Raw genomic sequence first — 22,186 nt, 5'->3', positions numbered from 1 at the left:
AGATCTCCACCCCGGCTGACCAGGTTCTTTGCACCTTCGAGCAAGCCGCTCAATGATCCCCCTTCAATCCCTGGCTAGTCTCAGTCATCGCCGCGCTGGCTGGCGAACCGGGCGTCGCTGACCTTCCGCGCGGCGTGCCGCAGTCGCTCCGGTGCGCCCTGGTCGATCTGCAGCGCGTCGACCTGATCCGTGTAGCGGGCACGCTCCTCGTCGACGAGGCCGACGATGCGTACCTCCAGCGCCTTGCGCGCCTTCGACGCCAGCCCGCGCACGGCCTGGTCGCCGAAGACCGCCTCCAGCAGCTTCTGCCCGAGCAGGAGGGTGCCGCCGGCGATGCCCACCTCGGCACCGACGAGCGCTCCTCCGGTCGAGGCGAAGACGACCACCATCAGCGCGACTCCGAGGCCGTTGACCCCGTAGGAGAGGAACTTCGCAGTCGTACGCTTGTCCTGACCCTCGCTGCGCACCATGTCGAGCACGTCCTGCTGCCAGTCGCGCACCGCGCGCTCGGCCTTGGGCCGCAGCGCCCGCGAGGCCCGGCCGAGGTCGGCGGGCCCGGTGGCGAGCATTCCGCGTCCGGCCGGGCTCATCTGCCAGGCTGCCTCGGCCTTCTCGGCGGCCGCCTCGCACTGCTCGAGGATGAGCATCTCCAGGCCACCCTGCACGGCCGCGGTCACCCGCTCGGCCTGCTGCGGCTTGCCCTTGATCGAGCCGAGGATCTTGTCGCGGAGCATCCCGACCCGGCTCTCCAGCGCCTTGAGGATCTCGCCGGTGCCGACGAACTCCTGCCAGCGCGCGAGCACCTCACCGCGCAGCAGCGTGCCGTCGGCGGTCGCCGCCATGATCGACTTGAGCGCGTCGTCGTAGGCCATGTCCGCGTCCGCACGCAGCCGCTGCGCGGCCTCGCCCTGACCGTCGGCGGTGTCGGCGACCGGGTGGACCTCGAGGGTCAGTGCCCGCACCGCACCGTCGAGCGTCTGCGTGACCACCTGGTGGCGCGCGCTGGCGTCGTCGGCGAGCATGTCGAGCCAGGCGCGTACCTCGGCGACGTGGTCGGCCGGCAGCAGCCCGGCATCGGAGACCTCGCCCTCGTGGACGATGAAGAGCGGCGAGTCTTTGAGGCCACGCGAGGCGAGCATCCGGGCCAGGTGACCGGCCACGGTCTGCACGGCCTCGGTCGGGGTGCGGTCGAGCACCACGGCCACCGCGGTGGAGCGGTTGGCGGCGAGCTGCAGGAACTCCCAGGGCACCTGGTCGGCGTAGCGCGCGGCCGAGGTGACGAAGACCCACAGGTCGGCCGCGGCGAGCAGCTCGGCCGCGAGCACCCGGTTGGCCTCCTCGACCGAGTCGACGTCGGGAGCGTCCAGGATCGCCAGCCCGGGGTGCAGCTTGTCGCTGGCGACCAGCTGCAGCGCGCCGGGGTCGTTGGTCGGGTGATCGACCCGCTCCAGCTCGGGCAGCAGCCGGTCCTGCCCGAACCAGCGGGCGTCGTCGGGGTGGTGCACGAGGACTGGGGAGCGGGTCGTCGGCCGGAGCAGGCCGGGGGTGGTCACCTTGGTGCCGACCAGCGAGTTGACCAGCGTCGACTTGCCGGCGCCGGTGGAGCCGCCGACGACCGCGAGCAGCGGCGCGTCGATGGTCATCATCCGCGGGATGACGTAGTTCTCGAGCTGCTCGACCATGTTCTGCCGGGCGGCCCGCTGCTCCTCGGCGCCGGGCAGGTCCAACGGCAGGGTGATCTCGGTCAGCGCCTGGTGGAGCTTCACCAGCGCGGTCACCATCCGGTTGCTCTCGCCGCCGGACGCCAGGATCTCGGCCTTGGCGGCCTCGAACTCGGTCGTCGGCTTCTCGGCGAGCATCCCCGCGGTCTGCGCCTCGTACGCCTGCGGCTCCTCGTCAGGAGCCTGTGCTTGTTCCTCGCTCATCCTGTCATCACCTGTCCGCTCGGGAACGCGATGTGTGGACGTACCTCACTGATCCGGTCAACGTATGCCCTCCCCCGGGCGGCGAAGTCTGGCGGCGGGTTGCCGCGCAGGAATCGCCAGTGCAAGTATCCGAGCTCGATCGCAGCCTGCTGGTATTCACGCATGGCCGCAACCCCCTGAGCCCCACCATGGGTCGACGCGAACTTCCGCGCCTGGTCCCGCCGCCGCAGATCGACCACCCAGCCGATGTCGGTGTAGGGGATCAGGCCGCGCTGGGCCGCATCGGTCAGCGAGCGGGTCAGCACGATCCGCTCGGACTTCCGCCGCCAGATCGCGAAGACCACCATCGAGACGAACGCAGGCACCATCAGCACGACGTACGCCAGCAGGAAGCCGGCCCCGTCGAAGAGCAGCGTCGAGCCGTTCCAGGTGCCGTGGGTCAGCACCGCGACCGCGTAGCCCAGCAACGGCGCGACCACCTTCAGCCAGCGCTTCCGGGTCACCACCGCGACGCCGATGCCGATGCCGGTGAAGGCGGTGAAGAGCGGGTGCGCGAAGGGGCTGAACAGGCAGCGCATCACGAAGACGACGGTGAACTCACCGATGTGTCCGGCCGAGCTGTCGCCCATCCCGGGCGTGCCGTTGTAGGTGCCGCCGAGATAGAGGATGTTCTCGGTGAACGCGAAGCCGATGCCGACCATGCCGGCGTAGACGATCCCGTCGAGCACCCCGTCGAGGAGGTGGCGTCGCCACACCAGCAGCACGAAGAGGAACAGCCCCTTGGCCGCCTCCTCGGTGACCGGCGCGACGATCGCCAGCTGGGTCGGCTCGCTCCACCCGGCGAGCAGCGCCCCGACGCTCTGCACGATCAGCGCGGCCGCCACCGCGATGAAGGCGCCCCACCCCAGTCCGAGGGCCAGCAGCGACTTCGGCTCGGGCTCGTAGCGGTCCAGCCACAGGAAGGCGTAGACGAGAGGCACCACCGGGATGGCCGCGAAGAGCACCCCGAGGATGGCGCCGGTCGGAGCCAGCTGGTCGTTGACCACGCTCGTGCTCAGCAGAACCACCCCGAGCACGGGTAAAGAGGTCAGCACGACAAGCACGCCCACCACGATGGTGAACGTGCGGCTGCTTCTTGTCGGATCCTTCGGGATCGCCCCCATGCGCGCCAGACTATCGGGCGACCGGGCCGGACGTGCCACCAGACACCGATCGAGACACCCTCGCCACCCCCGTGGCCTGGGAACTCACGAGCGTCGTCGTCACGGCGCGGCGTACGATTCCCATATGACGGACAACGGCGCCCCCACCCCTGCAGACGACCACACCGAGAGCCACGACCAGCCGGTTCCCGAGGCCTGGTCCAACTTCATGAGAGAGGGCTGGGACGACCGCGAGGTCGAGGTTCCCGAGCATCCGATCACCCCGTGGGCGGCCGCCCGCCGGGAGCGACTCGCGGGCATCTTCCCCGGCGAGCGGCTGGTCGTCCCGGCCGGCACCTACAAGGTCCGCGCCAACGACACCGACTACCGCTTCCGGGCCGACACCGCCCACGTCCACCTGACCGGCAACCAGACCTCCGACGCCGTCGTCGTGATCGAGCCCGACGGCTCCTCGGTCCTGTACGCCCGCCCGCGCAGCGGCCGCGACACCGACGAGTTCTTCCGCGACCGTCAGTACGGCGCGCTCTGGGCCGGTGCGCGTCCCTCGGCCCGTGAGCTCTCCGACTCGCTGGGCATCGAGGTGCGCCACGTCGACCAGCTCGCCTCCGCGCTCTCCGGCAACACCCCGACCCGCGTGCTCCGCGGCGTGTCGGCCGACGTCGACAAGCTGGTCAGCCCGACCGAAGGTGGCCGCGACGAGGAGTTCGCCCGGGCGCTCTCCGAGCTGCGCCTGATCAAGGACGAGTGGGAGCTCGGAGAGCTGCAGGAGGCCTGCGACATCACCGTGCGCGGCTTCACCGACGCGGTGCGCGAGTGGGACCAGGTGCTCGAGCACGGCGAGCGCTGGATCGAGGGCACCTTCTTCCGGCGTGCGCGCGCCGAGGGCAACGACCTCGGCTACGACTCGATCGTCGGCGGCGGCTCGCACGCCACCACGCTGCACTGGATCGACAACAACGGCCCGATCGTCCCCGGCGAGCTGGTGCTGCTCGACATGGGTGTGGAGGGCCACAACCTCTACACCGCCGACATCACCCGCACCCTCCCGATCTCCGGGAAGTTCACGCCCCTGCAGCGCAACCTCTACGAGCTCGTCTACAACGCCCAGCAGGCCGGCATCGAGGCGATCCGCCCCGGCGTCACCTTCCGGGCCGGCCACTTCGCCGCGATGGAGATCCTCGCGCACGGGCTCGACGACCTCGGGCTGCTCCCGGTCTCCGTCGACGAGGCGCTCTCCGAGGACAACAAGACCTACTCCCGCTGGACCCTCCACGGCGTCTCCCACATGCTCGGTCTCGACGTGCACGACTGCGCCTCGGCGTCGAAGGAGGCCTACGTCGAGGGCCCGCTGCAGGAGGGCATGGTCCTCACCGTCGAGCCGGGCCTCTACTTCCAGAAGGAGGACAAGCTCGTCCCCGAGGAGCTGCGCGGCATCGGCATCCGCATCGAGGACGACATCGTCGTCACCAAGGACGGCGCCGTGAACCTGTCCAAGGGCCTGCCCCGTACGGCGGACGACGTCGAGGCGTGGATGGGCCAGTATCTGTGACGTGATTGCTGACCGAGGCAACTCAGTCGGGTGGCGCTGCCTTCGTGGAACTCCACGAGGGCAGCGACTGCTCGCCGAGTTGCCTCGGTCAGCAGCCAGCGTGGCCGGCTGCGTCACCCTGGCCGCGGCCCTGATGGCCTGCAGCCCCGGAAGTACGCCGCGGCAGCAGCCCGCCTCGTCGGAGACGCCGAGCACCTCGGCGTCGGCTTCCCCGGCTTCCCCTGCCTCGGACGACGTCTTCGAGGGCACCGTGGTCGGGATCGACCCCGGCCACAACGGCGGGAACGCGGCCGCACCCGAGGTGATCAACAAGCCGGTGTGGAACGGGCGCTCGCGGAGCCCGTGCAACACGACCGGCACCGCGACGGACGACGGCTACCCGGAGACCGACTTCACCTGGGCGGTGGCCACGAAGCTCGCCGCCGACCTGCGCGAGTCCGGCGCGAAGGTGGTCATGACCCGCGACAGCAACGACGGCGTCGGGCCGTGCATCGACAAGCGGGCCCAGATCATCAACGATGCGAGGGCCGACGTCGCGATCGACATCCACGCCGACGGCGCGGCGCCGGCCGAGCGGGGCTTCTCGCTGCTGATCCCGGTGCCCTCGGGCACCAACGACGAGGTCGTCGAGCCGTCGCGTCGCTACGCCGAGATGCTGCGTACCGAGATGCGGAAGACCGGCATGCCGCTGGCCTCCTACCTCGGCGAGGGCGGGTTCGTGGAGCGCGACGACCTGGCCGGGCTCAACCTCACCACGGTGCCGCAGGTGCTGCTCGAGACCGGCAACATGCGCAACCCCGAGGATGCGCGGCTGCTGACGTCCGACCGGTTCCACGAGCGGACGGCCGCCGCCATCAAACGGGCGATGGCGGCGTACCTCCGCTCACGCTGAGCTCAGATCAACTCAGAGCTTCGTCCACTCGACCGACTCGAGCCCGTACTCCTCCGCGATCGGCCCCCATGCCTTGGCGGCCGCCTTCTTCGGGTCGTGGCTGGCCAGGCTGAGCGTGGTCGCCTTCTCCAGCTTGCGCTTGCCACCGACGCACTCGCCCTCGGCGTTGACCTTGCGCTTCTCACCCCAGGCCGCGAAGGCGAGGTCGGCGTTCTGCGAGGTCAGCCATGCGGCCTCGAGGTTCTTGACGAGCTTGCGCGACCCCGGCAGGACCGCGGTGTCGATCTTGGCGACCTTCGTCGCCAGCTCCTTGCGAGACGCGGCGGCGTCCTGGAAGGTCTGGATCGCCTCCTCGATGTTCTCGCACGCCTCGAGGTCGGCCTGAGCGGCGCCGATGGCCGCCTTGTCCTTGGCCGAGGTCTTGATGAGCTCGTCGACCTTCTTGGCCTCGGCGGCCGCGCCGCCTCCGGTCGTGGTGGCGCCCTTGGTGGTGCCGGTCTTCGCGTTGGCGTCGCCGTTGTTGTTGAGGCCGATGATGAACGCGATGATCGCGACCACGACAGCGACCACGAGGACGATCAGACCCCAGCGCTTCAGGTCGAGACCGCCGAGACCCTTGCCCTGGCCCTGGCCGCGCTGCGGCTCGTAGCGGGCGTCGTAGGCGTTCCCGTACGGGTCGTAGCCCTGCGGCGCCATCGGCGGCGGCGCGGGGGTGTTCGGCCCCGGACCGACCGGCGGCTGACCCACGAGGGTCGCGTCGGCGTAGACGTTCTGGCCGTAGGGATCCCCGTACGGCTGGCCGAACTGGTCCTGCGACCCGTCCTGCGGCTGGCCGTAGGACTGCTCGTAGGCCTGGCCGGGGCCCTGGTCGTAAGGCTGGTCGTACGGCCCGGACCACTGGGCCTGGTCCGGCTCCAGCTGCGGCGCGAGCGGGGCGTAGGCCGGATCGCCGTACACCGCCGTCTGCTCGCTCTGCTCGGGCTGGCCGTGCTCCGGCTGCCGGTGGTCGGGCTGGGCGTCGTAGCGGGCCTCGGGCGCCGGGGCGTCGAACTGCTGCGGCGGCGGCGCGAACTGCTCGAACTGCTCGAGCTCGTCGCGCGGGCGGGTGCCGCCGGGAGCGTCCTCCGCGGCGTCGAACCGCGGGCTCATCGCGACCTGGGTGGCATCCGGGCGGGCCGGCTCGGGCTGGCGACGCTCGACCGGCGGCATCGCCTCGACGGTCGCGTCGGGGTCGGGGCCGCCCACCTGCGGGCGGTCCGCCAGCGGGGCAGGCTCGACGAACGCCGCATGCTCACCGCTCTGGCCGCGGGCACCGACCGGTCGCTCGGGCAGCGGAGGCGCCGCCATCGGCTCCGGGCTCTCGGGCACCTGCTGCTGCCGCATCTCCGGCTCGGGCGCGGGCGCCTCGAACGCGGGCTGCTCCGGCTCCGGCCGCTCGGCCGGAGCGGGCTCGGGCGCGGTCGGCTCCTCCGGCGCCTGCTCAGCCTGCTGCTCGGCCTGCTCAGCCTGCTCGGCGACCTTCCTGCGCTTCGGCAGGAAGAGCGACTGCGACTGGGAGGCGAGCTCGGGCTCGAACTTCGGCGTACGCGCCGCGAGCCCGAACAGGCCACCACCCTCCGAGCCCGCCGGCGGCGGAGCCATGCCGCCACCGAAGGCGGGCTGCTCACCGCTGGGCGCGGTCATGCTCAGCTGGGGCGCCATCGAGGCCCCCGGCGTACGTCGTACCTGCTCGAGCGGCAACGGGGCCGGCTCCGTGTCGGCGTCGGGCGCGGGCGCGAAGGCTCCCTGGCCACGCCTCGGCAACGACAGACCACCCTGCTCAGGATCGGCACCCCGCTGCGGCAGTCGCGGCGGTGCGACCGGCTCCGGTGCACCCTGCGACGGCGGCTGATGAGCGCTTCTGACGGGGGTCCCACAACCTGTGCAGAAGCGCATACCGGTGACGGCTGCACCGCACGAGGTGCACATGGACTCCATAGTCATGTCCGGGGACCTTACCGATGATCCGGTCCAGTCTCGAACCCTCGTAGTCCGCCAACCGGACACGCACGTCGACAGTGCGGGGACAGTGCGCCCAAATACCGCCCACACCTTGGTAACACTCCGCCCAGCCTTTCGCTTTCCGATGCACACAAGGGATACGGGCACCGGTAAGATCGGGCGCGGCCTGCGCAAACCCCCTTCCGGCGGGGTGCTCACGCGGGCCACGCCTCCGTAGCTCAGCTGGATAGAGCATCGGCCTTCTAATCCGACGGTCACAGGTTCGAATCCTGTCGGGGGCGCCACAGGAATTTTGTGTGGGTTAAATCATGCGCCCGCGCGTGTTTCGGCTGCGACGGTCTCGGAGGCGGGCCTCCCGGCGTACAGCGTCCGGAAGAACGGCAGGGCGCGGTGCACCATCGGGCCGATGAGAAGGGCCTCGGCGACGGTGCCGATCCCGACGAGTCCACCGAGGAGCCAGCCGATCGCCAGCACGGTGATCTCGACGCCGGCACGGCAGAGCCAGACCGGGGCGCCGGTCCGCTGGTGGAGGCCGGTCATCAGGCCGTCGCGCGGACCCGGACCGAGGCCCGGCGCGATGTAGATCCCGGTCGCCGCAGCGAGCAGCGTCAGCCCACCCACGAAGACCGCGACCTGCGCGAACGGACCGGAGACCGGCGGGATGAGCCACAGGCCGATGTCGGCCGCGGTGCCGACCATGAGCACGTTGAGCACCGTCCCGATCCCGGGCCGCTGTCGCAGCGGGATCCACACCAGCAGCACGCCGAGCCCGATCAGGTTGGTCATCAGGCCGAACGAGATGCCGGTGACCTCGACCAGACCCGAGGTCAGCACGTTCCACGGCCCGACGCCGAGCGAGGCACGCAGCAGCAGGGCGAGCGCGATGCCGTACAGAAAGAGTCCAGTTATCAACCAAGCGAGCGACTTCACAGAGAGATCCTTCACGATTGCAAAGCCAATCACGGGTCCAATCGAAGGTAAAGAAGCCAATCGGCGTAAGGTGGACTCATGCCTCGCGGAAGAATCGGTGCCACTGCGCTCGCGGGCCTGCTCGGTCAGTGGCAAGGGGAAGGCCCGGCGTACGAGAACCTCGCCGAACGGATCCAGCTGCTGCTCATCGACGGACGGCTCTCCGCCGACGTACGGCTCCCCTCCGAGCGCGAGCTCTCCGAGCGGCTCATGCTCAGCCGCACCACGATCACCGCGGCCTATCGCCGCCTGCGCGAGCACGGCTATGCGCTGAGCGTGCAGGGCTCGGGCACGACGACGAAGCTCCCGCCGACCGCACCCGACTCGTTCACCGAGGGCGGCGAGATCGACCTGGTCCGGGCCACGTTGCCGGCCACCCGGCGCCTCCCGGAGGCCGCGGTCGAGGCGACCCGGCGGCTGGCCGACCACATGACCGGCCCCGGCTACACGCTGTGGGGCATCGAGGAGCTCCGCGCGGAGATCGCGGCGCGCTACACCGCTCGCGGTCTACCGACCGACCCCGACCAGATCATGGTGACCACCGGCGGCCAGAGCGCGATCGCACTGCTCGCCCGCACCGTGATCAGCCGCGGCGACCGCGCCTACGCCGAGAGCCCGTCCTACCCCAACGCGTACGACGCCCTCAGCCTCGCCGGCGCCAGGATCATCACCAGCCCGGTCACCACCGACGCCGGCTGGGACATGCCGGCGATGGCGGCGGCCATCGCCCGCACCACCCCCGTGATGGCGTACGTCATGCCGGACTTCCACAACCCGACGTCTCGCTCGATGTCGACCGAGGACCGGCTCCGCCTGCTGCACGCCGCCGCGAAGGTCGACACCCTCGTGGTGGCCGACGACACCACCGCCGAGCTGAACATCGACCGCCCGCACACCTACCCGCCGCTGGCGGCGATGGCCGGGGAGCACCAGGCCCGCGTCGTCCACATCGGCTCGGCGAGCAAGATGCTGTGGGGCGGGCTGCGGGTGGGCTGGATCCGGGCCGACCCGGTGCTGCTGACCCAGATCGCCAGCGGACGCTCGGCGACCGACCTCGGCACCCCGATCTGGGAGCAGCTGGTCACCACGATCCTGTTCCAGCACCTGCCCGAGATCCTCGAGGAGCGCGCCGCACAGCTCGCCGCCGGCCGCGCCGCGCTCTACCACGCGATGCGCGAGCACCTCCCCGACTGGGAGTTGCCGCCGCGTATCGACGGCGGCCTCTCCGCCTGGGTCGGTCTGCCCGCTCCGGTCAGCTCCCAGCTCACCCTCGCCGCTCGGCCCCACGGCCTGCTCGTCACCGCCGGGCCGCGGTTCGGCGTCGACGGCGCCTACGAGCGCCACCTGCGGCTGGCGATCACGCCCCGTCCCGAGCTCGTCCGCCGCGGTATCGAGATCCTCGCCGAGGTCTGGCCCCGCGCCGCCTCCACCCCCGCCCTGGCCCTCACCACCTCGGAAGCGGTCGTCTGAGCATCAAGAAGTTCATACGAACTCGTTGTGACGCGCGCCACGTTGGGTCACGATGTGCAGCATGCAAGGACTGATCCAGGACGCACCGCTGACCATCGACACGATCATCCGGCGCGCCGAGCGCGTCTTCCCGACGCGGGAGATCGTCACCAAGACCGCGACCGGTCTGGAACGCAGCACGTTCAAGGACCTGGCCGTGGAGGTACGCAAGCAGGCCAGCGTCCTCGACCGCCTCGGCATCTCCGAGGACGGCCGGGTGGCGAGCTTCGCGTGGAACACCCTGCGCCACCTGGCGCTCTACTACTCCGTCCCGTGCACGGGACGGGTGCTGCACACCGGCAACATCCGCTACTTCCCCGAGCAGCTCGTCTACACCTTCAACCACGCCGAGGACGAGGCCGTCTTCATCGACCGGTCGCTGCTCGGCCTGCTGGCCCCGCTGCTCCCGCAGCTGACCACGCTCAAGCACGTCGTGGTGATGGACGACGGGGCGCCGACGCCGCTCCCGGACGACCCGCGGGTCGTCTCCTACGAGGAGCTGATGGCCGATGCCGAGGAGGCGGTGATCGACGGGCGGGTCACCGACGAGCGCGCCGCCGCCGGGATCTGCTACACCTCCGGCACCACCGGCAACCCGAAGGGCGTCGTCTACACCCACCGCTCGCAGTACCTGCACGCGCTGGCCTCGCTGGCCGGCACCCTCTTCGGCACCAACGACCGTGACCGGGTGCTGCCCGTGGTGCCCTTCTTCCACGCCAACGGCTGGGGTTTCGCCCACTCCTCGCTGCTGGCCGGCGCCAACCTGATCCTGCCCGGCCCCGACCTCTCGCCCGGCGGCATCATCAAGCTCCTCGAGGCCGAGAAGGTGACGATCGCGGCCGGCGTACCCACGATCTGGATGGGCATGGTCCCGCTCCTGAAGGACGCCGACCTCTCCTCGCTGCGGGTGGTCATCTGCGGCGGCTCCGCGGTGCCGAAGTCGCTCTCAGAGGCCTGGCGCGAGGCGATCGGCCTGCCGATCACCCAGGCCTGGGGCATGACCGAGATGTCGCCGCTCGGCAGCGTCTTCAACGAGCGCGCCGAGATCGCCGGCCTCTCCGAGGAGGAGAAGGCCGACTACCGTACGTCGCCGGGCATCCCCGCCGTCGGCGTCGAGCTCCGCATCGTGGAGCCCGGCACCACCGACGAGCTCCCCTGGGACGGCGAGACGACCGGAGAGCTCGAGTGCCGCGGTCCGTGGATCGCCTCGGGCTACTACAAGGTCGACGCGGAGAGCTCCTTCTCCCCCGACGGCTGGCTGCGCACCGGTGACATCGCCGCGATCGACCCGCTGGGCTACGTACGCATCGTCGACCGCACCAAGGACCTGGTGAAGTCCGGTGGCGAGTGGATCTCGACCGTCGCGATCGAGAACCTCATCATGGGCCACCCGAGCATCGCCGAAGCCGCCGTCGTCGCGGTGCCGCACCCGAAGTGGGGCGAGCGGCCGCTGGCGTTCGCGGTGGTCAAGGACGGCGAGTCGGTGACCAAGGAGGAGCTGCTCGGCTACCTCGCCGACAACCTCGGCAAGTGGCAGGTGCCCGACGACGTGGTCTTCATCGACGAGGTGCCCAAGACCTCGGTCGGGAAGTTCTCCAAGAAGACCCTGCGCGAGGAGTACGCCGACTACAAGCTGCCCACGGCGTAGCAGAGATCGCGGCTCAGCCCAGCTGCGCGAGGATCGCGTCGCACTCGACCCTCGCGCAGCGGGCGTCCTCGTGCTTGCCCAGGGCGGCGCGGGTCTCGGCCAGGTGGCCGAGCGCGTCGGCCAGACCGGGCAGGTCGCCGGCGGCACGGAGCTTGGTCACGGCCTCCTCGAAGTGCCCGGCCGCCTCGTCGACCGCGCCGAGCTGCTGGTGGATCCAGCCGATGGTGGCGACGACGTTGCCCTCGCTGCGATAGCCGGGTGCGACCCGGCGCAGCTCGGCGAGCGCCGCCTCACAGTGACGCAGCCCGGACTCGTAGGACCCGTCGAGCGCCTCGTAGAGGCCCAGCCGCCCGGTCGTCCAGGCCGCGCGGATCAGGTCGCCTCCGCGCGCGAAGACGTCCGCCGCCCGCGCGGCGTACGCAGCCGCCCCGGCGTGGTCGCCGGAGGCCGTGGCCACGGTGGCCAGCCGGTGCAGGGTCTTCCCCTCCGCCACCAGGTCGCCCGACTCCGTCGCCAGGCCGAGGGCCCGGCCGAGGTGGTCGAGGGCGTCCTGGACCCGGCCGAGCCGCCCACAGGCCGCCCCGGCGGCGCGGTGCATGACCCCGAGCCCGGCCGGGTCGCCGCCCTGCGAGACGCTGCGGCGCACCCCGGGGAGCGCGGCCTCGGCCAGCGCGGCGAGCTCGATCCAGCGTCCCTGGAGGTCGAGCAGGCGCTCGAGGGCGCCGACGAGCAGCACGATCCGATCGGGTGCGAGGCCCTGGGCGACCGCGGTGTCGATGACCCGGGAGATCACCGGCAGCTGGGTGGCGATCCAGGCCAGCGCCTCGCCGCTGTCCCCGACGATCTCGACAGCGACCCCCTCGCGCATCGGCTCGGTGGCGTCGAGGTGGCTCTGATGGGGATCGTAGGCACTGTGCACCGACCGCGCGCTGAACACGTAGTGGTCGATCATCCGCAGCTGGGCCTCCTCGCGCACCGAGTCGGGCTCGGTGGTGGCGAGGTCGGCGGCGTACTCCCGGAGCAGGTCGTGCAGCACGAACCGCCCGGGCGCCACCTCGGTCAGCAGGTTGGCCTCGGTGAGCTCGTCGAGCAGGCGCCGCGCCCGCACGCGCGAGATCCCGGCCAGGCTGGCCGCGGCGAGCACGCTGAGCGTCGGCCCCGGATGCAGGCCGATCAGGCGGAAGAGCCGCGCCGCCGGGTCGGACAGGTGTCGCACCGACCAGGAGAAGGTCGCCCGGAGGTCGCCACGACCGCTGCCGAACCCGTCCAGGCGGGACTCGCCGAGCTCGTCGGCCAGGTCGGCGAGGGCGTAGGCCGGACGCGTGGCCGCGCGGGCGGCCACGACCGAGAGCGTCAGCGGCAGCGAGGCGCACAGCTCGATGATCCGCTCGACCGCCTCCGGCTCGGCCAGCAGGCGTTCCGCGCCCAGGCGACCCGCCAGCAGCTCGTACGCCTCGGCGTCGTCGAGCAGCCCGAGCTCCATCGGCCTCGCACCGGCCTCCGCGACCAGGCCGGAGAGCCTGTTCCGGCTGGTCACGAGGGTGACGCAGCCAGGGCTGCCGGGGACCAGGCTGCGCACCTGCTCGCTGTCGCGGGCGTTGTCGAGCACGAGCAGCACCCGCTTGCCGGCGAGCTTGCTGCGCAGCAGCCCCGCCCGGCCGTCGATGTCCTGGGGCTGGCGGGACCGCTCGACCGCGAACGCCTCGAGCACCACCCCGAGCGCGTCCAACGGGTCCAGCGCGTCGCACGGGTCGAAGCCGCGCAGGTTCACGAACACCTGTCCGTCCGGGAACCGCGGGGCGCTCCGGTGGGCCCAGTAGAGCGCCAGCGTCGTCTTGCCGATCCCCGCCGTGCCGGCGATCGCGGAGATCACCACGGCGCGGCCCTCGTCCTCCGCGACCAGCTCGTCCAGCATCGACAGGTGGTGCTCACGGCCGGCGAAGGCAGCGACGACCGGCGGCAGCTGGCGCGGCACGATCTGCTCGCGGGTCCGCGTCGGCGCGAGCTCGGGATCGTCGCCGTCCAGGATGCGCAGATGCAGGTCGCGTACGTCCTTGGACGGCTCGACCCCGAGCTCGTCCCGCAGGAGGCGGAAGAGCCGCTGGTAGGCGTCCAGGGCCTCGGCGGTGCGGCCGGACTGCCACAGCGCCGTCATCAGCAGCAGCCACAGCCGCTCGCGGAGCGGGTTGTCCTGGACGACCGGCCCCAGGTCGCCCACCACGGCCGCGGGCCGGCCGAGCGCCAGGTCGGCGGCGGCCCGGGACTCGACGGCCACCACGCGCAGCTCGTCGAGCCGGGCTGCCTCGGTCGCGATCATCTGGGACTCGCCGACCCCGCCGTACGCGCTCCCGGTCCACAGCACGAGCGCAGCATCGAAGAGGAGGCTGGCCCGCTCCTGGTCGCCGGCCTCGGCGGCGGCCCGGCCCCGCTCGACCAGCTCCTCGAAGCGGACCTGGTCGACATCGGCGCCGACCAGCGCATAGCCGTTCGCCCGGCGCTCCAGACGGCGGCGATCGTCGCCGAGAGCACGCCGCAGGTCACGGATGCGCTGGTGAAGGAGGTTCACCCCCGTCGCCGGGGGTGAACCTCTCCACAGCTCCTCGACCAGCAGGTCGGAGGAGACGGGTGCTCCGCGCGCGGCCACCAGGAGGGCAAGCAGAGTCCGTCGCGTACGCGACAGCTTCTGCACCGTGCCGTCGTCACAGATCAGCTCGACGGCGCCAAGGACCCGGACCCGCACCACACCTCCTGTTTGACCACGCAGCATTACGTCCGAGACGCCTCATCGTCTCATCACCGCAGAGATGGTGACGCGGAATGCCGCCAGAAGGTTGCCTGGAGGTTGGTGCTGAGCCCAGATTTAGGGCTTCTGGTCTACGGAACGCGCCAGAGGCCGCTCTCGCCACCCTTGTCGATCTGGAACTCGACCTGCTTGATGTTCACCCCGACCGGGACGACGAACGGCACCAGGGCCGTCCGCTGGTCACGCGGCTGCAACCCGAACGGGTTGGGGAACACCTCGCCGCCGTCGACCGACACCGTGCTGGGCTGGCTCTTGTACTTCTTGCCCGAGGCATCGATCACTGTCGTGCCCGCCGCCGGGCTGCCGTTGAATACCCTCGACCCGGCGTTGACCACCTGGATCTCGACGGCCATCACCCGCGACCCCGGCGGGGTCTGGGTGCCGTCGGTGAACGACGTCTCGAAGACGTCCTGCACGATCACCCTCAACAGGATTCCGGGTGCCTCGCCCTTGATGGTGCCCTCACTCGTCAGCCCCAGCTGCTGGTTCTGCTGGATCCTCTCGGTGCTGTCGACGGTGATCACCTTCTTCTCCATCGCCGGGTTCTCACCGTGGTTGTTGCTGTACAACCCGTAGTCGACGGAACTGTCCGAACCGCAGCCGACCCCGGCCGCCGCGACGGCTCCCCCGAGGATCAGCATGGCCAAACGACGCACACGCACTCCTTATGAAATTTGTTGCCATGGGAAGGAAATTGTTCCCCTTGATTTACCATGGCAACATGCCCGAGTCCAGACAGCCGGCCTAGGGTCTAAGGTCCCAATCGCTGCACAACTCTTCGGTGACCATTTCCACAGAACGACGTAGCGGACACGGGCCGGAATCGCCGTCGCCACACGAAATCAGGGCGTGACCAGCGAAAGCCTGGCTCTACTCCGTCCCCACGGCCGGACGCTCGACGAGAGCGGCCAGCTTGGCCGGGGCCTGGATGCAGTAGGAGTCGGTCAGGAGCTCGGTCATCTCGTCCCAGTCGGTGTCGTCGTCGATGATCATCCCGACCACGTTGCCGCCCCACCCGGCCTTGAAATAGGGGTGGCCGAGGTGCTCGAAGGCGATCACCTCGTCGGGCTCGGCCCGGAACACGATCCGGAAGAGCTGGTCCTCACCCCCGAAGACGTGCGCGATCGTCGCCGGGCCGACCCGCCAGCGCACCCCCACCCAGGCATCGTCCTCGAGGCACTTCGGGAACGCGCTGAGGATCTCCCTCAGTCGCGCCACCATCGCTTCGGGCACCTCTGGACGCTCAGCCATGCTCCGATCCTGCCAGGGACCACCGACATCCGAGCCTCGCCCGGCGCTTGCGCTGGGCGAACGCGAGGAGGTCGAGCGAGCGCAGCGGGTGAGCTTGCGAACCCCGCGAAGCGGGTCGAGACCGACAGAATTCCATATACATGTTTATGATAAACATGTACCGTTTCTTCCATGAAGAAGCAGACGATCGGATACGTCGTGTGGCGCCTCGCCATGCGTCTGCGGGTCTCGATGGACCGAGCGCTCGCGCCCCTGGGTCTCACCCACGCGCAGTACTCGCTCATCGCCTCCCTCCACGGCCTCCGCGCCTCGGAGGCCCCGACCCAGAAGCAGCTGGCCGACCTCACCGGGCTGGAGCCGATGTACGTCTCCAAGCTCGCCCGCCAGCTCGAGGCCAAGGGCTGGGTGGAGCGCGTCCGGGACGCCAGAGACACCCGAGCCGTACGCCTCGCCATCACGCCCGAGGGCACCGAGGTCACCCGCGAGGCGATCGCGGTGACCGGCCGGCTGCTCGACCAGCTCACCGCACCGCTCGGCGGACGCAACAGCCGTCGTGCCGCCGAGGCGCAAGCAGCGCTCGAGGCGATGCTCGCCGCCCCCATCGACACCGATCTCATCCCAGGAGAACCATCATGACCACCACAGCTCCCGTCCTGACCGGCGCCAATCTCGGCGTCGCCTACTTCGCCATCCGGAAGAACCTGCTCGACGTGCTCGACGACTACGACCTGACCTTCGAGCAGTCGCTCCTCCTCAACTACCTGCGCCAGAGCGACACGTCCCGTGCCGACCTGGTCGCCACCACGGCCCACAACATCAAGACCTCCGAGGCGGAGGTCGAGTCGCACCTCGACGCCGCGATCGCTCGTGGCCTGATCTCCGACGGCCTCACCCTCACCGAGGGGGGAGACCGCCTCCAGCAGGAGATCACGGAGCGCACCCAGCCGCTGACCAGGACGTTCTTCGCCGACATCCCCGCCGACGACCTCGCTGTGACCGCACGCGTCCTGGCCACCCTCACCGAACGGGCCAACGCCGCTCTGTCCGCCTCCTAGGATGCGGGCATGGCGCATGAGACTTACGACGTAGTGGTGGCCGGCGGTGGTCACAACGGCCTCACCGCCGCCGCCTATCTGAGCCGGGCGGGCCTCTCCGTCCTCGTGCTGGAGCGGCTCGACCATGTCGGCGGCGCGGCGATCTCGGCGCAGGCCTTCGAGGGCTTCCCGACCCGGCTCTCCCGCTACTCCTACCTGGTCTCCCTGCTCCCCGAGCAGATCCGCACCGACCTCGGGCTCGACATCGAGCTCGCGTCGCGGCAGACCGCGTCGTACTCGCCCTTCCTCGACGGCTCCCGCGCCTCCGGCCTCCTCGTGGAGACGCCGGAGGGTGAGGCCACCGCGGCGAGCTTCCGCGCGGTGACGGGGTCGGACGAGGAGTACGCCGCGTGGGGGTCGTTCTACGCCGAGGTCGCCGACCTCGCCCGCGTCGTCGCGCCCACCCTCACCTCTCCGCTGCCGACCGCCGCCGCGATCCGCTCCCAGGTCGACGCACCGATCTGGCGCGACGTCGTCGAGCGGCCGCTGGGCGAGGCGATCGAGCGCCGCTTCGGCAACGACCTGGTCCGCGGCGTGGTCGCCACCGACGCCCTGATCGGCACCTTCGCCAGCCTCGGCGAGGAGAGCCTGATCCAGAACCGCTGCTTCCTCTACCACCTGATCGGCAACGGCACCGGCGAGTGGCGCGTACCGGTCGGCGGCATGGGCGCCGTCACCGGCGCCATCGCGAAAGCCGCGTACGCAGGTGGCGCGCAGGTCCTCACCGGCGCGACCGTCACCTCGATCCGCGGCGGTGCCGTCGGCGAGGGCGCCGAGGTCACCTGGACCGACTCCTCCGGCTCCCACACGGTCGCCACCGACTTCGTGCTCTCCGGCCTGGCTCCGTACGTCCTCGACGGCCTCCTCGGCCACACGCCCTCCCCGGCGGTCAAGCCGGTCGGCGCCCAGCTCAAGATCAACATGCTCCTCGAGCGACTCCCCCGGCTGCGCTCGGGCGAGGACCCCGAGGTCGCCTTCGCCGGCACCCTTCACCTCGGCGAGTCCTACTCGGAGCTCGAGAAGGCGTACGCCGAGGCCTCTGCCGGCTCGGTGCCCACCGAGATGCCGGGCGAGGTCTACTGCCACTCGCTGACCGACCCCTCGATCCTCGGCGACGTCCCGCCCGGCACCCAGACGCTGACCTACTTCGGCCTGCATGCCCCGGCCACCCTCTTCGACGACCCGGCCACCCGTGATGAGCGCAAGGCCCAGGCGGTCGAGCGCGCCATCGCCTCCCTCGACAAGCACCTGCTCGACCCGATCTCCTCCGTCGTCGCCCGGACCGCTGACGGCGAGCCGTGCATCGAGGCCAAGATCCCCCAGGAGATCGAGGCCGACCTGGCCATGCCCGGCGGACACATCTTCCACGGCGACCTCGCCTGGCCCTGGGCACCCGACACCGCCGACCTGACCACCCCCGCCGCCCGCTGGGGCGTCGCCACCGAGGTCGGCAGCATCCTGATGTGCGGCTCCGGCGCCCGCCGTGGCGGTGCCGTCTCCGGCCTCGGCGGCCACAACGCCGCCCAAGCCGTCCTGGAGCTCCGCTGACCCTCTCCTCGATTTGGGCCGCATCCGAGCCCGCTGCTAATGTTCTTCTCGTCGCCGAGCGCGCCTGACGCGCGAAGGACATGCGCCATTAGCTCAATTGGCAGAGCAGCTGACTCTTAATCAGCGGGTTGTAGGTTCAAGTCCTACATGGCGTACATCGAAACCGGCCCTCACCTGGCCTTTCAGGTGAGGGCCGGTTCTTTGTTAGCTGGCCCGGGCACACAATGGGCACACAAACCCCAATGACGACGGCCCGCCGAAGGGGACGGACGTTCGTTCAGCCAACCCGCTTCCTGACCGAGCGAACGGCATTACCCGTACGCAAGTGGCGAGACCCCAACGGTCTGTCCGTCACTTCCAATAGCCGTCGGGCCGGGATCCTTGCAGGGCGCTGTGGTTCAACTCAGGATTTGAGGCGATTCCGAGGGGAATGAGCAGACGCTGTTGGTTCCGGTTCGGAGTCTTCAGGAGCGCTCGCGAACGCGGAGAAGGTCGTGACGAGCGCGTGCTGCACGAGACCAATCGCGGCCTCCAGCTTGGGTGACAGGGGTAGACCAGCTCGGACGGCGGTTCCGGAGATCAGCGGCGGGGTCGCCTCTGATAGTCGGGCGAACCGAAGGCCTTCTCGGCGGGATCGGTCTGCTGGGGTCAGCAGTACCTCCGGAACGATTGCCACGCCGAGACCTAGTTCCGCGAGCCCAAGAAGCGTGTCCGTACTGGAGCTTTCCAGCGCCACGCTCACGCCGGCGAGGCCGTCAAGGAATGGCGCGAGATGCGTCCGGACTCCTCCGGCTGTCGGCAGCAGCAGCTCCTGCCCTTCCAGGTCTACCGGGGCGATCGCGCCGTCGTTGTCCCGCGCGATCAGCCCGCTCTGATACGCCGCGACGAACCCGCTCGAAAGCACGGGGGAGAACGAAAGCCCTTCGCCGATTGCGGCCGACGTGATCGCAGCCACGTCGACCACCCCTTTGGCCACCAGGGCGGCGAGTTCACGGGAACTGGCTTCGATGAGCTGGATCCTGTTCGGGTCTTCTGGACCAGGAGCGCGCTCGCGGGACGCGGACAGGAGGGCGGGGAACAGCCGTCGGGCCATCCGAGGGGTCGCGCCGATCGCGATGGGTGAGGAGAGAGCGCTGGCACGCGCCGAGGCGAGTGCCTCGGAGTACAGGAGGTCGATCTCCGAAGCTTTCGGGATGAATCGCTGACCTTGCGGCGTCAGACCGACAGGGCTGACCGAGCGATCGAAGACGACGAAGCCCAACTCGTCCTCGATTCTTCGCACCAACTGGCTCAGAGCAGACTGCGAGGTATGCAGCCGCCGGGCGGCCGCAGTGAAACTGCGCTCTTCGGCGACGACAGTGATCGCGTGCAGGTTCCGTACATCCACGCGTCCATTATGAATACATAATGGCTGTGATGACGACATTAGACCTTCTTTATTGAATGGGATCGGGGCAGACTGCGGAGCCTTAAGCCACCACAGACACGACGAGGTACCTGTGACCGCCACGACTCCCACGCACCCGGACAGCAAACGCCGTTCGGCACCCAATGTGCTCACTCTTCTGCTCGGCATCCTGGTTGCCTGCGCCGCGATGACGTACGTGATCCCGACTGGATCGTTCCGGCGCGACGGCGACGGGACGATCATCCCGGGCACCTATGCCGCTGCACCGAGCTCGCCGACGACCCTGTTCGAGCTGCTCACCTCCCTGCATACCGGGCTGGTCGAGTCCGCGCCGATCATCTTCGGCATCCTCATCACCGGAGGGATGCTCGCGGTGATCGACTCCCGCGGCGTCATCAGCGGGGCGGTGCATCTTCTCGCAGTGCGTTCGGGGTCCAACCGGTATGTCGTGGTCAGCGTCGTGATGCTCTTCTTCGGCGTGATGAGCGCACTCGGCACGATCACATCCGAGGCGATGGCGTTCTTCCCGCTCGGTCTCGTCCTCGCCCGGGCGCTGCGACTGAGCTCGCTCACCGGAGTCATGACGATCCTGCTGCCGGCATCCATCGGCTACGCCACGAGCTTCCTCAACCCCTCCTCGCTCGCGCTAGCGCAGACCATCGCCGGGATCCCGCTCTTCTCGGGGATGCCCTACCGAGTCGTGCTGTTCTGCGTGTTCCAGGTGGTCACGATGGCGTTCGTACTGCTGCGGGTGCGGAGCGAGGCACGACAGGCCGAAACGGAGCCAGAAGCGATCGATCCCACAGAGATCCAAAGCGTGGCTGCACCCGAAGCAGGAGGGCCGTTCGGCGTGCGCCACGTGCTCGCACTCGTGGCCTTCGGTCTCTGTCTGGCGCTGTTCGTCGCGGGCACCGCAATGTACGCGTGGAGCGTCGCCGAGATGGCAGCGTGCTTCGTGCTCGCGACAGTGCTGGTGGCCGTGATCTTCCGGATGCCTCCAACCGAGGTCTACGAGCACTTCATCGAGGGCATGAAGTCCCTCGTCTGGGTTGGCGTGGTGATCGGCGTGGCACGCTCGATCAGCGTCGTCCTGGAGGCCGGCGGCATCCTCGACACGATCGTGCAGGCCTTGGGCAATCTCCTCATCTCGCTGCCGCCGACCGGTGGGGCTCTCGCCCTGCTCGGCACCGGCGGTGCGGTGAACTTCTTCGTCGGGTCCGGCACCGGTCAGGCCGCGCTCACGATGCCGATCATCGCGCCGCTCACCCATGTCGTGGGCCTCACCCCCCAGATCGGCGTGCTCAGCTTCCAGTTGGGCGACGGCGTGACCAACCTGCTGTTTCCGACGTCCTCGATGCTCATGGCAGGGCTCGCGGTCGCGGGGGTCTCATACATGCGCTGGCTACGAGAGACCGGGTGGTACCTACTCACTCTGGCCGTGTTGGCGATCGCCGCAATGGTCGTCAGCGTCCTGATCGGATACAACTGATATGCCCGCTGAAATGCCGCCCGATATGCCGCCCAGCACCGAGATACAGCTCTCGGCGACAGCATCACACGTGTTCGTAGAACACTATCCCGGCCTCGTCTATCGGCAGTTCATCGACGGGCGGCTGTTCCCAGGGGGACGCGAGCTTCACTTCGACCTGCTGAAGCCGGTCAGCCCGACACCCACCCCGCTGGTGGTCTTCGTCAAGGGCGGAGGCTTCCAGAACGTGCACCGTTCCCGCTACCTGCCCGCCCTGGTGCCTCTCGCACAGCGCGGCATCACGATCGCCAGCGTCGAATACCGCACTAGCAATGAGGCGCGGTTTCCTGCGCCGGTCGACGACGTACAGCACGCGATCCGTTACATCCGCACGCACGCGCAAGAGCTCAACGTGCTCACGGATGCGATCGCCGTATGGGGAAACTCGGCCGGAGGGACCATCGCAGCGATCATCGGTGCGGCCGGTGTCGGTGGTGAGTGCGGCGTCCGTGCAGCAGTGAGCTGGTACGGCGTGCACGATCCGGCGCGCTCAGAGCGCTACCGCGATCCTGACTCGCCGATCCGCCACGCGTTCGGCCCCGGTGACGACGGAGCCGCGCCATGGCCGCGTCCGTCTGACCACGTGCATCCCGGCTCGGCACCGATGCTGCTGATCCATGGCACCGAAGACGAGGTCGTCGACGTCGAACAGAGCCAGTCGCTCGCGCGCGAACTCGTGAAGCAAGGCGTTCCCCATGAGCTGGCACTCGTCAAGGGCGGGCGCCACAGTTTCGCCCAGATGTGCACACGCACGGACGCCCTGGCGAGGACGTTCTCATTTCTCGAGCAGCACCTGACTACCGCTCGACCTTGACAACCGACCTCGGTGCCGAACGACCTTCATCGATACCGGCCCTCACCTGGACTTCCAGGTGAGGGCCGGTTCCTTGTCACAACG

General features: G+C 69.8%; 17 protein-coding genes and 2 tRNA genes. 11 read left to right on the top strand and 8 right to left on the bottom strand.

The genetic code is table 11. The features are described from left to right. Nucleotides 1-80: 80 nt before the first annotated feature. Together G5C66_RS15635 and G5C66_RS15630 are read right to left on the bottom strand one after the other, a co-directional pair. The gene (locus G5C66_RS15635) at nt 81-1,925 is read right to left on the bottom strand and encodes a GTPase domain-containing protein (RefSeq protein WP_165111883.1); all 1,845 of its coding nucleotides are present in this window, start codon (nt 1,923-1,925) and stop codon (nt 81-83) included. Next, complete coding sequence (locus G5C66_RS15630) at nt 1,922-3,088, bottom strand: PrsW family intramembrane metalloprotease (protein WP_165111882.1); 1,167 nt, start codon at nt 3,086-3,088, stop codon at nt 1,922-1,924. The genes G5C66_RS15635 and G5C66_RS15630 overlap by 4 nt, the downstream gene beginning before the upstream one ends. A 124-nt stretch (nt 3,089-3,212) precedes the next feature. Between G5C66_RS15630 and G5C66_RS15625 the strand changes: the two genes are divergently transcribed. Both G5C66_RS15625 and G5C66_RS15620 read left to right on the top strand, forming a co-directional pair. After that, nucleotides 3,213-4,637, top strand: a complete 1,425-nt coding sequence (locus tag G5C66_RS15625; protein ID WP_165111881.1) for an aminopeptidase P family protein — start codon at nt 3,213-3,215, stop codon at nt 4,635-4,637. A gap of 100 nt (nt 4,638-4,737) precedes the next feature. Continuing rightward, nucleotides 4,738-5,529 carry an N-acetylmuramoyl-L-alanine amidase gene (locus tag G5C66_RS15620; protein ID WP_165111880.1) on the top strand — a complete coding sequence of 264 codons (792 nt, stop codon included), beginning with the start codon at nt 4,738-4,740 and terminating at the stop codon, nt 5,527-5,529. A 12-nt stretch (nt 5,530-5,541) separates the two neighbouring features. Here the strand turns inward: G5C66_RS15620 and G5C66_RS15615 are convergent, their stop codons facing one another. After that, nucleotides 5,542-7,332: a hypothetical protein gene (locus G5C66_RS15615; protein ID WP_165111879.1), complete on the bottom strand. Its 1,791-nt coding sequence runs from the start codon at nt 7,330-7,332 to the stop codon at nt 5,542-5,544. A gap of 405 nt (nt 7,333-7,737) precedes the next feature. Here G5C66_RS15615 and G5C66_RS15610 point away from each other — a divergent pair. After that, nucleotides 7,738-7,814, top strand: a tRNA-Arg gene (locus tag G5C66_RS15610). Between the two features lie 22 nt (nt 7,815-7,836). Here G5C66_RS15610 and yczE read toward each other — a convergent pair. After that, entirely contained in the window at nt 7,837-8,460 is a 624-nt protein-coding gene (yczE, locus tag G5C66_RS15605; RefSeq protein WP_165111878.1) for a membrane protein YczE, read from the bottom strand. Between the two features lie 78 nt (nt 8,461-8,538). Between yczE and yczR the strand changes: the two genes are divergently transcribed. Then, the gene (gene yczR / locus G5C66_RS15600) at nt 8,539-9,969 is read left to right on the top strand and encodes a MocR-like transcription factor YczR (protein WP_165111877.1); all 1,431 of its coding nucleotides are present in this window, start codon (nt 8,539-8,541) and stop codon (nt 9,967-9,969) included. Between the two features lie 61 nt (nt 9,970-10,030). Further along, nucleotides 10,031-11,656 carry a long-chain fatty acid--CoA ligase gene (locus G5C66_RS15595; RefSeq protein WP_165111876.1) on the top strand — a complete coding sequence of 542 codons (1,626 nt, stop codon included), beginning with the start codon at nt 10,031-10,033 and terminating at the stop codon, nt 11,654-11,656. Nucleotides 11,657-11,669: 13 nt separating this feature from the next. On the opposite strand, the gene G5C66_RS15590 is transcribed toward G5C66_RS15595, so the two are convergent. The 3 genes from G5C66_RS15590 to G5C66_RS15580 form a co-directional block, all read right to left on the bottom strand. Further along, nucleotides 11,670-14,396, bottom strand: coding sequence for a BTAD domain-containing putative transcriptional regulator (locus G5C66_RS15590; RefSeq protein WP_165111875.1), 2,727 nt, complete (start codon nt 14,394-14,396; stop codon nt 11,670-11,672). A 134-nt stretch (nt 14,397-14,530) separates the two neighbouring features. After that, a complete protein-coding gene (locus G5C66_RS15585; protein WP_165111874.1) occupies nt 14,531-15,115 on the bottom strand; it encodes a hypothetical protein in 585 nt (194 codons plus the stop codon). Between the two features lie 214 nt (nt 15,116-15,329). Further along, the gene (locus tag G5C66_RS15580; protein ID WP_165111873.1) at nt 15,330-15,710 is read right to left on the bottom strand and encodes an MmcQ/YjbR family DNA-binding protein; all 381 of its coding nucleotides are present in this window, start codon (nt 15,708-15,710) and stop codon (nt 15,330-15,332) included. Between the two features lie 171 nt (nt 15,711-15,881). Between G5C66_RS15580 and G5C66_RS15575 the strand changes: the two genes are divergently transcribed. From G5C66_RS15575 to G5C66_RS15560, 4 genes are all read left to right on the top strand, one after another. Further along, nucleotides 15,882-16,346: a MarR family winged helix-turn-helix transcriptional regulator gene (locus tag G5C66_RS15575; protein ID WP_165111872.1), complete on the top strand. Its 465-nt coding sequence runs from the start codon at nt 15,882-15,884 to the stop codon at nt 16,344-16,346. Continuing rightward, complete coding sequence (locus G5C66_RS15570) at nt 16,343-16,765, top strand: hypothetical protein (protein WP_165111871.1); 423 nt, start codon at nt 16,343-16,345, stop codon at nt 16,763-16,765. Before G5C66_RS15575 ends, G5C66_RS15570 begins: the two co-directional genes overlap by 4 nt. A gap of 9 nt (nt 16,766-16,774) precedes the next feature. Further along, complete coding sequence (locus G5C66_RS15565; RefSeq protein WP_165111870.1) at nt 16,775-18,352, top strand: phytoene desaturase family protein; 1,578 nt, start codon at nt 16,775-16,777, stop codon at nt 18,350-18,352. An 82-nt stretch (nt 18,353-18,434) separates the two neighbouring features. Next, nucleotides 18,435-18,507: transfer RNA gene (locus tag G5C66_RS15560), tRNA-Lys, on the top strand. 248 nt (nt 18,508-18,755) lie between these two features. Here G5C66_RS15560 and G5C66_RS15555 read toward each other — a convergent pair. After that, nucleotides 18,756-19,739: a LysR substrate-binding domain-containing protein gene (locus G5C66_RS15555; RefSeq protein ID WP_165111869.1), complete on the bottom strand. Its 984-nt coding sequence runs from the start codon at nt 19,737-19,739 to the stop codon at nt 18,756-18,758. 166 nt (nt 19,740-19,905) lie between these two features. Here G5C66_RS15555 and G5C66_RS15550 point away from each other — a divergent pair, with 166 nt between their 5' ends. Together G5C66_RS15550 and G5C66_RS15545 are read left to right on the top strand one after the other, a co-directional pair. After that, nucleotides 19,906-21,249 carry a Na+/H+ antiporter NhaC family protein gene (locus G5C66_RS15550; protein WP_165111868.1) on the top strand — a complete coding sequence of 448 codons (1,344 nt, stop codon included), beginning with the start codon at nt 19,906-19,908 and terminating at the stop codon, nt 21,247-21,249. 1 nt (nt 21,250) lies between these two features. Continuing rightward, entirely contained in the window at nt 21,251-22,102 is an 852-nt protein-coding gene (locus G5C66_RS15545) for an alpha/beta hydrolase (protein WP_165111867.1), read from the top strand. The last annotated feature ends 84 nt before the right edge of the window (nt 22,103-22,186 follow it).

The organism is Nocardioides turkmenicus, assembly GCF_011045035.1.
GTDB classification, from domain to species: domain Bacteria; phylum Actinomycetota; class Actinomycetes; order Propionibacteriales; family Nocardioidaceae; genus Nocardioides; species Nocardioides turkmenicus.
The sequence above is the reverse complement of the archived record's forward strand: the minus strand, read 5'-3'. Positions and strand labels throughout refer to the sequence as shown.